The organism is Streptomyces sp. JNUCC 63, assembly GCF_054366325.1.
Map to the genome: position 1 here is coordinate 2,065,527 of NZ_CM135963.1, position 13,445 is coordinate 2,078,971.

The following is a 13,445-nucleotide window of genomic DNA, read 5'->3' on the forward strand; positions in this document are numbered from 1 at the left end:
GGCATGGGCGTCGGCGAGATCCTGGCGGTCGGGCGGATGGCCGCCGACCGGGAGCTGCCGCTGAGCCGCCTGGACGAGGCGGCGCGGCTGTACCGGGTCGGCGTCATGGACAACCCCTGGGCGACCCAGGCGGTGCGGGAGAACATCCTGCACGGCGAGGAGTACCTCGACGCCGAGGTCATCGGCCAGCCGCACGCGGTCCGCCGCACCGTCGAGATCTTCATGCGGTCCGCGGCCGGGCTGACCGGCGCGCAGTCGTCCAGTTCGCCCAGCCGGCCGCGCGGCACACTGTTCCTGTCCGGGCCCACGGGTGTCGGCAAGACCGAACTGGCCAAGGGCGTCGCCAAGATGATCCTCGGCGAGGACGCCCGCCCGATCCGCTTCGACATGAGCGAGTTCGCCGAGGAGCACGCCCGGGACCGGCTGATCGGCGCCCCGCCCGGCTTCGTCGGGCACAGCGCGGGCGGCGAGCTGACCAACGCGGTGCGCGCGCAACCGATGAGCGTGCTGCTCTTCGACGAGATCGACAAGGCGCACCCGCGGCTGTTCGACCTGTTCCTGCAGATCCTGGAGGACGGCCGGCTCACCGACGGCCAGGGCGCCACGGTGCACTTCACCGAGTGCGTGCTGATCTTCACGTCGAACCTGGGCGTGTCCGCGGAGGTCCTCCGGCCGCGGAACCGGCGCGGTGCCCGGCCGGACGGCGGGGGCGACGGCGCCGGCGAGGGCGGCGAGGGTGATGCCGGGGACGACGGCGGGCAGGCGGCGGCGCGACCGGCGCGGCTCAGCCGGCACGACCGGCCCGAGGACGTGCGGGAGGCCCTGCGGGCGGCGTTCGACACCTTCTTCAACGACCACATCGGCCGGCCCGAACTGCGCAACCGCTTCGGCGACAGCTTCGTCCCCATGGACTTCATCCAGCCCGACTCGGTGCCGCTGATCCTCAACAAGGCCCTCGCCTCGGTGACCGCCCGCGTCAAGGAGGTGCACGGCGCCGAACTGACGGTCGCCGACGACGCCTGGGAGGTCCTGCGGGTGCAGGCCACCGGACGCCTGGACCACGGGGGGCGCGGCGTGGTGACGGCCGTGGAGTCGGCGCTCGTCAACCCGCTGTCCCGGGAGCTGTTCCACGAGCCCGCCCGGCCCGGGGAGCACATCGAGGTCGAGGCCGTGGACGGCCGGGACGACGCGTTCACCCTGAAGGTACGGCGATGGAGGTGAACGGCGGCCCGGCCGGGACGCCGCCCGCCGCCGGGGCCGTACTGCGGGTCTCCGAGGTGCTCGGACCGATCACCGCCCTGGGGCCGGGCCGGCGGCTCGGGGTGTGGGTGCAGGGCTGCCCGCTCGCCTGCGCCGGGTGCATGTCCCGCCACACCTGGGACCCGCGCGGCGGCCGGGACGTCGGGGTGGGCCGCCTGGCCGGACTGTGGCGGCGCGCGCTGGCCGACGGCTACGACGGGCTGACCGTCAGCGGCGGCGAGCCCCTGGCGCAACCGGCGGCCCTGGCCGCGTTTCTCACCGCCGCCGACCAGGTACGCCGCGAGGCCGGGCGGCCGGATGCCGACCTGCTGGTCTACACCGGCTGGGAGGACGCCGAGATCGCCGCCTCGCCGCCCGCCGCGGACGCTCTCGGCCTGGCGGACGCCGTCGTCACCGGCCGGTACCGGGCGGGCGAGCCGACCCGCCTGGTGTGGCGCGGCTCCGCCAACCAGCGGCTGCTGCCCCGCACGCCCCTCGGCCGGCGGCGCTACGGCCCGCACCTGGAGCGGCGGCCCGACCGTCCCGAGCTCCAGGTGCGGGTGACCGACGGTGCCGTGCACGTCGTCGGCGTGCCCCGGCCCGGCGAACTGAGCGCACTGGAACGCGGCCTCGCCGCCCGCGGCGTGACCTTCCGGGAGAACACATGGCGACCGTGACCGTCCGCTACCGCTGCCCGGTGACACCCGACGAGTGCCCGTCGTCGCCGAGACGGGGCTTCTGCCAGAACCACGAGTGGGAGCGGCTCGTCCCCGAACGGGTCTACTTGACGGCCGGGACGGACGACGGGGCCGGCGCGGGTGGGGACACCGGGACGGGTACGGCGACGCCGGGTGACGGCGCGCCCCGGGCAGGAACGACGGCCCCGGGCGGCGCCGCGGCCGGGACGGGAAAGGCGACACCGGGCAACGCCGATGCCGGGGTACGACGTCCGGGCCGGGCCGGGGCCGGCTCCCCGGCACCGGAGCCCGGCGCGCGCGGCGGGCGTGCCGCTCCCCGGCCGGCCGGCTCGGACGGCGACCCCGGCCGCACCGGCCGGCGCCGCACCGGCGGTGGCAGGCAGGGCGGCGATGCCCACGCGGACCCGGCACAGGCCCGCCCGCCCTCCGCCCGCCCGTCCGGCGGCCACGCCACCCCCACCCGCGTGCAGGCACCGCCCGCCGCCACACCGCCTCCCGGCCGGGGAGCGCCCCGGCCCGGCCCGGTCCCGGCGCCGGCCGCACCGCAACTGGCCCTCGTGCTGGCCGGTGCCCTGATCCCCGTACGCGGCCCGGAGCAGGGCAGCACCGAACTGGGCCGGGACGCGCCCGACTGCGCCCACGTGCCGGGGCTGGCGGACCTCGACCAGCTCTCCCGTCGGCACGCCGAGCTGACCTGGCACGCGGGCATGCTCTACGTCACCGACGTCGGCTCGTCCAACGGCACCTACGTCGACGGTGTGCGCGTCACCCGCCCCGTCCAGCTCTGGCCCGGCAGGCACCGCCTCCAACTGGCGCAGAAGCCCGAGTCGGTGGACGTCGACCTCGTCGAACTCGACGAGTACGGCGCACCCCGCTGAGCCGCACGGCACCCCCGCCATGGCGCCCCCACCGCCCTCACCCGTACGAGCCCGGCGACACGCCGGGTGACCTGGAACCCTCCGAGGAACCGCATGGCCGACAACCCGAACGAGGAGCCGGCGCGCCCCGCCGAGTCACCGCGCCCGCACCCGAGTCCGCCGACGCGCAGGCAGCGCCAGGCACCGGGCCAGGCGTCGACACCACCGAGCCCGCCCACCCGTTTACAGCGCCAGGACACCCCGCCCCGTCAGCCCGGCACCGGCACGACACAGCCCAGCCCGCCCACCCGCAAGCAGCGGCCCCGGCCCGGCAAACCCCGCACCCCCCGATCCGGCGACGGCCCCGCACCCGGCGTGCCGAGTCCCGCGACCCGGCTCCAGGGCCCCGACGCGCCCACCCGCGCCAACGCCGCCCCGGGCCCCGCCGCCGGCACGGACCCGCCCACGCGCCGCGAGGCCCACAACACCGCGCGCGGCGAGTTCCCCCAAGGACTGCGCGACCGCTACGAGCCGTACAACGTGGCCGGCACGGGAAGCGAGGGCACGGTCTGGCACGTACGGCGGCTCGCCGACGGCACCGACGCGGCGGTGAAGATCGCGCACCCGGGCCAGTCGATGGACCTGGACACGCTGGAGCACCTCGCGACCGAGGGCTTCCAGCGGCACGTACCCCGCATCCACGAGTTCGGCGACGTGGCGGTGGGCCCGACGGTGTGCGGCTGGGCGGCGATGGAGTACCTGCCGACCACCCTGGAGGACCACCTCCTGCGGCGGCTGCGCGACGGCAGGCCGCGTGCGGACCGGGCCGACACGGAGCGGACCGTACGCGAGCTGACCGACCTGCTCGACTTCTGGCAGACCCGCATCGACCGCAACCCGCTGGACCTCAAGCCCGCCAACATCCTGGTCCGCGAGGTGCGGGGCGACGGCAGCGGCGGCGGCAGGAAGGGCGGTGGCCGGGCCGGCCGTGTCCGGCACGAGTTCGTCGTCGCGGACTTCGGGGGCGTGGCCCGCTTCACCGCCAGCCAGAGCTTCCGCGACTTCCAGATCACCGTCCTGTACATGGCGCCGGAGCAGCTCGTCCCCCAGAACCTGCGGGCCACCCCGTGGTGGACGCTCGGCCTGGTGCTGTACCAGGTGTTCACCGGGCGCCCGCTGTACGTCCTCGGCGACGACGCGCGTATCACCGACGAGGCCTGGACCAGGGCGCTGATCCTCAACCACGAGGCCGACCTGTCGGCCGTCACCGACGCCCGGCAGAACCTGCTGCTGCAGGGGCTGCTGACCAAGGACCCCGACGACCGGTGGACCGCGGGCGAGGTACGCCGCTGGCTCAAGGGCGAGGACCCGCCCGTGGTCCGGCCCGCGGCCCCCACCACCGCGCCGGCCGCCGCGCGTCACGCCAACCGGCCCCTCACCTTCCGCGGCACCGCCCACCACGACGCCGAGAGCCTCGCCGCGGCGATGGCCCGGCACTCGCAGGAGGCCGCGGACTGGCTCGCCGGCCAGGGCGGCCCCGCCCTCGAGCGGTGGCTGCGCGAGGACCTGGAGGACACCGCGTACGACAGCGGCCAGCTGCTCGCGCTGCGGAAGGGCCCGGACCGGCCGGTCCGGGCGGCCGTGGCGGCACTGTCCTTCGTGGCCACCTTCGCGCCCACCGCGTCTCCGCAGTACCGGGGCCGGCGGGTGGACGCCGAGGGGATCGCCCGCATCGCACAGGGCCGGGGCGCGGTGGCCCTCGTCGACGAGCTGCTGCGGGCCGACGTGCCGACCATCGCGGCCGGTTTCCGCTGCGCCCACCCCGGGTGCGGTGACGGGCCGTGCGCGGTGCTGGCCGCGCTGGCCGACGAACTGCCGCTCACGATCGAGGACGTCCGCGGCCGGGCCCGCGCACTGGGCCGGCGCGGCGGCGGTGACGCGGGCCTCGACCGGCGCGAGACCGACGACGCGTACGGGCTGGCCGCCGCCCTCATCGTGCACCCCGAGCGGCGCCGGCAGGCCCTGCTGCCGCTGGCCGGGCTGCCCGGCCCGCTCACCGCGCTCCTCGGCAGGGCGCCCGCCGGGATGCTCGCCGGGCCGGCCGGCCTGAACGCCCTGCGCCATCGGGCGGCCGCCGTGCTGCACCGGCGCGACCCCCGCGACGCCGCGTTCCTGCGCCGCTGGGCGGCGCTGCACGGCCAGGCCGCGCGCGGCGCGGTGACGACGGTGCGGGGGCGGGGAGCGCTGGTCGCGGCGGCCGTGCTGCTGCCGCGGGTGCTGCGCGCCGACGCGCTCGGGCAGGACCACGAGGTCACGTTCGCCGAGTGGTGGTCCGCCGCCCGGAAGCCGCTGGCGCAGCGGCTGGGCGCGGCCGCCGTGCTGTTCCTGATGTTCTGGCTGCTGCTGGGGTCCGGCTCCATGCTGCGGTCCGTCCACGACAGCGGGATCGGCCGGCACGCGCTGGATCCCGCCGACGCGCTGACCGCGCCGCTCGCCCGGGCCGCCGACGTGGCGTCGGCGACGCAGACCGGGCTGACCGCGGTGGCGCTGACCGGCGCGGTGGCCTTCGCGGCGGCCCCCGCGCGGATCTCCCGCCGGCTGCTGCTGCTCGGGGCCGCGCTCGTGGTCTACGTCGGCTGCGCGAGCCCGGACCTGCCCCCGCTCGACCCGCTGCACGCCCCCGACTGGCTGGCCGAGCGGCTGGGTCACCTGGTGGGCGGCTGGCGCAGCTGGAACGGCGTCGTGGCGCTCGTCCTCGTACCGGTGGCCTGCCTGCTGCTGATGAACCTGGCCCGGTGGCTGATCGACCGGGCCCGCACGGCGGAGGAGCAATGGGCGCGGTTGCGGCGGGAGCGGGCCGAGCAGCGCCGTGCCCGGGCCGGGCTGCCCCGTCGCCCGTACCAGGACCCCTCGCGATGGCGGACCGGGTCGCCCGGCGGCCGGGACCGCATGCTGTTCGGTCTGTCCGCGCTGCTCACGCTGGTCACTCTGCTGTGGGCCGCCGTCGAGCTGCGGGTCGCGCTCGACGGGGAGCACCCGACGCTCGCCTCGTGGGGCACCGGGCAGCAGGGCGCCGCGTACCAGTCGCAGTACGTGCTGGTGTGCACGGTGGTGTGCTCCCTGGCGGCGCTGGGCTCACCGGTCGTCGCCCGGCGGGTGTTCGGCTGGGCGGTCCTCGGGGTCGCCGCGCTCGGCCTGTGGCCGCCGCCGGTGGAGCCCGCGCGTGCGCTGAGCGTTCCCGTGCTGCCTGACCTGTTCTCGGAGTTCGCCCGGAACTGGGGCCACGCGGCGTTCTGGGCGGCGCTGCTCCTGGCCCTGCCGCTGTGCGCGTACCTGGGTGGTTTCGCACTCCACCGCACCCGGCGCGCGGCGCGGTGACCGTGCCGGACGCCGGCCCGCCGGCGCTGCTCGAACAGGCCGAGCGGCTGCTGGAGGACCACGACGAGCAGGACCGCCCCGAGGAGGCGGGCGCGTCCTGGCGGCGCTGTCACCAGGTCCTGCTGGACGCCCGGGACCTGCTGGAGGACCAGGGCGGCGGCGCCGACCCGGCGGCCCTGGCCAAGGCCCGCTTCCTGCTGGGGCTCACCCTGTCGGTGGGCTACTGGCAGGCGGTGGCCGGACACGCGGACGCCTACGGCATCGAGGACCCGCACGGCCTGCGGCGGGCCGCGGCCGGGCAACTGGCGCTCGCCCGCGCCACACTGCGCCAGGACGACCCGTCGTACACCACGGCCTGCGTCCGCCTCGGTCTGCTCCTCCACTCCCGCCACGAGGACGCGACGGCCGCCGCCGGCCAGGACGACGAGCCGAGGACACCGGACCCGACGCCGGCCCCTGAGGCCCGCGGAGCCGGCCCCGAGGACGCGACCACCACCGACGGCCGGGACAGGAACTCGGACGCCCCGCCCCAGGCCGCCGTCCACACCCGCGAACACGAAAACCCGCACACGACCACCACCCCCGAAAGCCCGTGGACCCCACCCCCGGCCGTCCCCGACGCCCGCGAGGACGACCTGGACGAGGCGCTGGCCGCCTTCGGGGACGGGGTGCCGGGACTGGCGGACGACGCGCATCCGGGGCTGTTCGTCGCCTACGGCTGTGCGCTCGCCGACCGTTACGAGCGCGACCGCGACGCCGGCGACCTGCGGCAGGCGGCGGCCGTCCTGGAGTGGGTGCTGGAGGGGCTGCGCCCGGCCGGCTGGCAGCCCGCCGAGGAGGGGGCCGGCTCCTGGGCGGACGAGGCCGACGAGGTGGAGACCGAGGCCCGCGTCCGGCTGGTCCGGCTGCTCCTGGAGTCGCCCGAGGCCATTCACGCCGAAGAGGCGCACGCCCATCTGGAGCTGCTGGCCGCGACCCTCCCCGAGGACCACTACGCGCGGGTGTTCGCCGCCGCGCACCTCGTGGACGTCTACCGCGAGCGCGGCGGCGGGCGTATCACGGCCGGCGACCGGGCGGCGTACCTCGCGCGGCTGCGCGACCTGCACCGGCTGCTGGACTCCGAGGACGTCCACCGCGCCCACGCGGCGGCCATGCTCGGCGCGGCGCTCGCCGAGCGGGTCGGGACAGCCGGCCCCGACCCGATGCCGGAGAACACGGAGGCGGTCTGCCTGCTGCGGGAGGCGCTGGACCGGCTGGCCGACGACGACGGGCTGCGGCTGCCCAGCCACGCCGTACTCGGCTGCCTGCTGAACGTGCTGCGCGAGCGCCGGCCCGCCGAGTACGACAACGCCGAGGCCCTGCACCATCTGGAGCGGGCGGTCGAGCTCTGCCCGGAGAACGACCCGACGCGCGCCGACCTGCTGAACCAGCTCGCCCACGCGGCCATCGTCCGGGACGACCGGGGCGGCGGTCACCTGGCGGACGTCGACCGGACGATCGCCCTCCTCAACGAGTCCATGCGGGTGCCGTCCGACACCCCGGGGTTCGCCTCGCAGACGCACGGGGCGTACGCGGCGGCGCTCAGCCAGCGGCACGCCCTGTCCCACTCGGCCGACGACCTGGACGCGGCGATCCGCCATCTGACGGCGGCGTTCCGGCAGACGGCGGTCGACGACGTCAACCGGGTGGTGTACCTGCAGAACCTGGCCGTCAACCTCTACCGCCGCTACCAGGCCGGCGGCGACCTGCAGGACCTGGAGACCGCCACACGCTACATGCGGGAGGTCGGTGCCGTCCTCGACGGCGGGGGCGTCGGCGTGCGGGTCGATCTGCAGTACTTCGAGCACGACCGGCTCCACCTCGAACACGGCTTGACGCAGCTCCAGTTCATGCACGCCATGGCGTCGGGTTCGCGGGCCGGGCTGACGGCGGCCGTCGAGTCGCTGGGACGGCTGCGGGAGACGGTGGCCGAGGACGATCCGGCGCGGCTGCCGCTGGACGCGGACTACGGGCTGATGCTGCTGCTGCGGTCCTTCCAGGGCGGCGGTTCCGTGCGGGACCGCATGGAGGGGCTGATGCTGATGTCGGAGACGACGGAGGCGCTTCCCGCGGATCATCCGGATCGGCTCAGGCTGCTGCTGCGTACCGCCGGTGCGCTGCTGATGACGTCGTTCACCCCGTACAACCGGCGGGGTGTGGAGTCGGCGGAGACGATGCTGCGGAAGGTGCTGGACGGCGCCGATCCGGACAGCCAGGAGAGCCTGCGGGCGAGCGCGCTGTACGCGGTGCTGTGCCACACGCGGTTCCGGCACGCGCGCGTGCCCGGGGACGCCGACCGGGCCGTCGAGGTGGCCCGTGCCGCGCGCGAGCGCCTCGCGGACCGGCCGCCGTCCCCGGTGGGCACCCTCCTGACCAACGTCCTCGCCGACGCGCTGCGCGTCCGCGCGGCTCCCGGCGACGCGGAGGCCGGGCGGCGTACCGGCATCGCCGGGCTGCGCGAGGCGGCCACCGTCGTACTGCTCCAGGCCGCCGCCGAACCGGCGCTCCAGATGGCCCGGACGGCCGCCGACCGGGCGGTGCAGGTGGCCCGCTGGTGCCTGGCGGACGGCGATCTCGCCGGGGCGGTGGCGGCCCTGGAGCTGGGCCGCGGCCAGGTGCTGCACGCCTCCACGACCACCGCGGACGTGCCCGCGCTGCTGCGCGAGGCGGGCCGGGAGGACCTCGCCGGGGAATGGGAGGGCGGCGACGGCCGCGGACCGGCGGCCGCGCCCGACCTGGCGGCGCTGCTGGACGGCCCCGGCTCGCTGCTGGGCGCGCTCGGCGAGGGGGCGGAGCTGCCGCTCCCGGACGACCTGCGGCAGCGCACGCTGACCGCGCTGGCCCGGTCCCGGGCGGGCACCGCCCTGATGACGCCGCCGACCGTCGAGGAGATCGCCGGGTCGCTGCGCCGGGCCGACGCGCAGGCGCTGGTGTACCTGCTGCCGCCCGGCGGCGGGGGCGGCGGTACGGCGGTGGTCGTCACCCGGGACGCACAGGTCGGCACGGTCGGCTTCGGCCTGCTGCGGTCCGAGGCGCTCGACGTGCTGGAGGCGTACCGCGCGGCCCACCGCCACCGGCAGGCCGTCCTGGACCGGGGTGCGGACCAGGGCGCCCAGAACGCGGCCCACCTGCGCTGGCGCTCCGCGCTGGAGGAACTGTGCGACTGGGCCGGGCCGGTGGTGATGGCGCCGCTCGCCCGCTCCCCGCTCATCCGGGACCTGGGCGCCGAACCGCACCTGGTACTGGTGCCGTTCGGGACGCTCGGCGGCATCCCCTGGCACGCGGCGCTGCTCAGCAGCGGGCTGCGGCACGGGGGCCGGCCGGTGCGGGCGGTGGAGCGCCTGGTCCTCTCCTACGCGGCCTCCGCCCGCCAGTTGCACGAGGTGCTGGGGCGGCCCCGGCTGCCCCTGGAGGCCCGGCCGGTGATCGTCGGCAACCCGGACGGCAGCCTGCCCGGTGCCACCGCCGAGGCCCGGCAGGTCCACCGCGAGCTGTACCCGAAGGGCCTGCTGCTGGGCCGGGTGCGCCGGGCGGCGGGACGGGGCGAGCCCGCCGAGGTGCTGGCCGCGCTGCCGGGCCACGGGGGTGCCGGGGCGTCCGTACTGCACCTGGCCTGCCACGCCCGCCCCTCGGGCGGCTCCCCGCTGGACTCCTGCCTGCTGCTGGCGCCGCCCGCCGAGGAGTCACCCGGGGAGGGGGCCGGCCGGCTGCCGGTGCGCGAGATCCTCCGGCAGGCGCGGGGCCGCCCGCCCGGTGCCCCCGGTGGCCTGGTGGTCCTGGACGCCTGCGTCAGCGACCACACCACGGGCGACTTCGACGAGGCGCTGACCCTGTCCACGGCCTTCCTGGCCGCCGGGGCCACCGCTGTGGTCGGCTCCCGCTGGGAGGTCCCCGACGGGCTGACCGGCCTGATGATGTTCGTCTTCCACGACCGGCTGCGGGCCGGCGCCACTCCGGTACGGGCTCTGCGGGAGACCCAGTTGTGGCTGCTGGACCCGGACCGGCGCACCGAGGGGATGCCGCGGTCGGTCGCCGGCCTCCTGCACGACGGCGATCCGACGGCCCTGGAGCTGTGGGCGGCGTTCGCCTGCCAGGGACACTGAGGGCCGGGCCTGGGACACTGGACGGCCGACGCGGGGACGTCGGTACGGCGAGGTCGAGGGGGAGGTCCGATGGACACGGCCGTGGCGGGGCTGCTGGCGGCGGCGGTGGGCGTGGCGGGCACGCTGGGTTCGGCGTGGCTGACACAGCGCCGCGGGGACGCGCTGCGCCGCGAGGAGTGGGAGCGCATGGACCGCGTCCGCCGGACCGAGCTGGAGGCGCAACGCGCGGACACGGGCCGGGAGGCACGCCGGGCGGCGTACACGGAGCTGAACGCCGCGGCCCGCCACTACCTGGCCACGCTGAGCGACCACTGCCACGCCCTGCGGGCCGGCGGTGACGGCACCTCCCAGGAGTCCCTCACCGCGATGGAGACGGCCCGCGTCGAGTACCGCAGGCGCTACGCCGAGGCGCAGATGATCGTCCCGGACGCGGTGCTGACCGAGGTGCGGCGGGCCAACCACTGCCTGGGCGGCGTCTACGGCGGTCTCGTCCGCCTGACCCGGGGCACCGCCCGGGACGGCGACGACCTGACGGCCGTACGGGACGCCATCAGGGGCGGCTGGGACGTCCTGGCCCGGATGCGGGCGGCCATGCGGACGGACCTGGGGGTGACGGGTCCGACACCGGGGTGACGCGCGTGGAGGCCCCGGGCGAGCCCGGTTCCCCGTGCGGAGATCGCGGAGATCGCGGAGATCTCAGCCCGCCGCGGCCAGGACCAGGGGAAGAACCTGTTCGCTGCCGGCCCGGCGGAGCAGACGGGCGGCGACCGCGAGGGTCCAGCCGGAGTCGGTGCGGTCGTCCACGAGCAGGACGGGGCCGGGAGAGCGGGCCAGGGCACCGGCCAGCTCCTCGGAGACGGTGAGGGCGCCGGACAGTGCCCTGAGGCGTTGGGCGGAGTTGCTGCGGCGTGCCGTGTGCTCGCCGCTCGGCCCGGTGTACGTCAGGGTCCCCAGGAAGGGGAGGCGCCCGACGGTCGCGATGCCCTGGGCGAGGGAACCGACCAGTTGCGGACGGGACAGGGACGGCACGGCGACGACACCCACGGGCCGGGCAGCGGCATCCGGGACATCCGGCGCCCAGCCGCCCGGAGAGCGCGCCCAGTCGGCGAGGACCGCCACCGCGGCCCGCAGGACATCGTCGGGAACCGGCCCGTCGGGCGCGTCCTCGGCCAGCAGCGGGCGCAGCCGGTTGCCCCAGCCGATGTCCGAGAGCCGTCCCAGGGCACGCCCGGTGGAGCACTGCTCCTTGGCCGGGATACGTCCCTTGAGGTCGATGCCCAGTGCGGGCATCCCCGTCGGCCACATCCGGCGCGGCTCGATCTCCACCCCCGGGCGGTCCAGCTCCTTCGCCGCACCCGCCAGCGTCTCCGCCGAGACGGAGGCATCGGCCCAGGCCCCCGCGCAGTTGTCACAACGGCCGCACGGGGCCGCCCCCTCGTCGTCCAGCTGCCGGCGCAGGAACTCCATCCGGCACTGGGCCGTGCTCGCGTACTCGCGCATGGCCTGCTGTTCGGCCGCCCGCTGCCGGGCGACCCGGGCGTACCGCTCGGAGTCGTAGGCCCACTGCTCGCCGGTGGAGATCCAGCCGCCCTTCACCCGCTTCACCGCGCCGTCGACGTCCAGCACCTTCAGCATCGTCTCCAGCCGGCTGCGCCGGAGGTCGACCAGGGCCTCCAGAGCCGGCACGGACAGTGGCCGTTGCGCATCCGCGAGGGCCGAGAGGGTCTGGCGGACCTGTGCCTCGGGCGGGAAGGCGGTGTCGGCGAAGTAGCGCCAGATGGCCTCGTCCTCCTTGCCCGGCAGCAGCAGCACATCGGCGTGGGCCACTCCGCGCCCCGCGCGCCCCACCTGCTGGTAGTAGGCGATCGGCGAGGACGGCGAGCCGAGGTGGACCACGAAGCCCAGGTCCGGCTTGTCGAAGCCCATCCCGAGTGCCGAGGTCGCGACCAGCGCCTTGACCCGGTTCTCCAGCAGGTCGGCCTCGGCCTGCAGCCGGTCGGCGTTCTCCGTGCGCCCCGTGTAGGAGGCCGCCTTGAAGCCGCGCTGCCGCAGGAAGGCGGTGGCCTCCTCGGCGGCGGCGACGGTGAGGGTGTAGACGATCCCGGAGCCCGGCAGCTCGTCCAGGTGCTCGGCGAGCCAGGCCAGGCGGTGCGCGGCGTCCGGCAGCCGGACCACGCCCAGCCGCAGGCTCTCCCTCTCCAGCGGGCCCCGCAGCACCAGGGCCTCGCCGGCGCCGGTGCCCAACTGTTCGGCCACGTCCGCGGTGACCCGCGCGTTGGCGGTCGCCGTGGTGGCCAGCACTGGGACGCCGGGGGCGAGCCCGGCCAGCATCGCCCGCAGCCGGCGGTAGTCCGGCCGGAAGTCATGCCCCCAGTCGGAGATGCAGTGCGCCTCGTCGACCACCAGCAGACCGGTCGTGGCCGCGAGCCCGGGCAGCACCCGCTCGCGGAAATCCACCGAGTTGAGGCGCTCCGGACTTACCAGGAGAACGTCGATCTCGCCACGCTCGATCTCCTCGTGGACGCTGTCCCACTCCTCGGGGTTGGCCGAGTTGATGGTGCGCGCCCGGATACCGGCCCGTGCCGCCGACTCGACCTGGTTGCGCATCAGCGCCAGCAGCGGAGAGACGATCACCGTCGGGCCGGAGCCGCGCCGGCGCAGCAGAGCGGTGGCGACGAAGTACACCGCCGACTTGCCCCAGCCGGTGCGCTGCACCACCAGTGCACGCCGCCGCTCCTCCACCAGGGCCGCCACCGCCTGCCACTGGTCCTCCCGCAACCGCGCCGAGCCTCCCGGCTCACCGACGAGCTCGGCGAGGACGGCGTCGGCTTCGGCGCGGAGTTCCAGATCGTCCATGCCTCCATGCAACCCGATGGCACTGACAATCAGCCACTCCGGTCCCCCGGCGGGGCCGGTCCCAGGAGTCGTACGGCAGCACAGCGGGTAGGGATATAAGCCGCGGGTTGCCCGATAAGGGCCGGTGCCCTCAATTGCTCGTTGCCGCATTCAAGTTCGACAGGAAGAATTGAAGTCCGCTCCCCGCACGGCTCGGCCGTGATCCGGTAGGGCTCTCCTGCGGTGTGCGCTCCCCCGAATCCGACCACGCCCGCAGTGTGGGCGCGTTGCCGAAG

7 protein-coding genes are annotated in these 13,445 nt (G+C 76.2%); 6 read left to right on the forward strand and 1 reads right to left on the reverse strand.

The features are described 5' to 3' along the window. Window positions 1-3 precede the first annotated feature (3 nt). From ACX25U_RS09340 to ACX25U_RS09365, 6 genes are all read left to right on the forward strand, one after another. On the forward strand, window positions 4-1,221 hold the full coding sequence (locus tag ACX25U_RS09340; protein ID WP_454390484.1) for an AAA family ATPase: 1,218 nt from the start codon (window positions 4-6) through the stop codon (window positions 1,219-1,221). Beyond that, on the forward strand, window positions 1,212-1,916 hold the full coding sequence (locus tag ACX25U_RS09345) for a 4Fe-4S cluster-binding domain-containing protein (protein ID WP_454390486.1): 705 nt from the start codon (window positions 1,212-1,214) through the stop codon (window positions 1,914-1,916). The genes ACX25U_RS09340 and ACX25U_RS09345 overlap by 10 nt, the downstream gene beginning before the upstream one ends. Continuing rightward, window positions 1,904-2,815, forward strand: a complete 912-nt coding sequence (locus ACX25U_RS09350; RefSeq protein WP_454390488.1) for an FHA domain-containing protein — start codon at window positions 1,904-1,906, stop codon at window positions 2,813-2,815. The genes ACX25U_RS09345 and ACX25U_RS09350 overlap by 13 nt, the downstream gene beginning before the upstream one ends. 354 nt (window positions 2,816-3,169) lie before the next feature. Further along, complete coding sequence (locus ACX25U_RS09355) at window positions 3,170-6,172, forward strand: protein kinase domain-containing protein (protein ID WP_454390490.1); 3,003 nt, start codon at window positions 3,170-3,172, stop codon at window positions 6,170-6,172. Beyond that, entirely contained in the window at window positions 6,169-10,314 is a 4,146-nt protein-coding gene (locus ACX25U_RS09360; protein ID WP_454390492.1) for a CHAT domain-containing protein, read from the forward strand. The genes ACX25U_RS09355 and ACX25U_RS09360 overlap by 4 nt, the downstream gene beginning before the upstream one ends. Before the next feature lie 69 nt (window positions 10,315-10,383). Continuing rightward, entirely contained in the window at window positions 10,384-10,947 is a 564-nt protein-coding gene (locus ACX25U_RS09365) for a hypothetical protein (protein WP_454390494.1), read from the forward strand. Window positions 10,948-11,010: 63 nt separating this feature from the next. On the opposite strand, the gene ACX25U_RS09370 is transcribed toward ACX25U_RS09365, so the two are convergent. After that, entirely contained in the window at window positions 11,011-13,170 is a 2,160-nt protein-coding gene (locus ACX25U_RS09370; protein WP_454390495.1) for a RecQ family ATP-dependent DNA helicase, read from the reverse strand. Between the last annotated feature and the right edge of the window lie 275 nt (window positions 13,171-13,445).

Coding starts and splice junctions, on each gene's coding strand:
- ACX25U_RS09340 (WP_454390484.1), top strand. CDS start 4: ATGGGCGTCGGCGAGATCCTGGCGGTCGGGCGGATGGCCGCCGACCGG.
- ACX25U_RS09345 (WP_454390486.1), top strand. CDS start 1,212: ATGGAGGTGAACGGCGGCCCGGCCGGGACGCCGCCCGCCGCCGGGGCC.
- ACX25U_RS09350 (WP_454390488.1), top strand. CDS start 1,904: ATGGCGACCGTGACCGTCCGCTACCGCTGCCCGGTGACACCCGACGAG.
- ACX25U_RS09365 (WP_454390494.1), top strand. CDS start 10,384: ATGGACACGGCCGTGGCGGGGCTGCTGGCGGCGGCGGTGGGCGTGGCG.
- ACX25U_RS09370 (WP_454390495.1), bottom strand. CDS start 13,170: ATGGACGATCTGGAACTCCGCGCCGAAGCCGACGCCGTCCTCGCCGAG.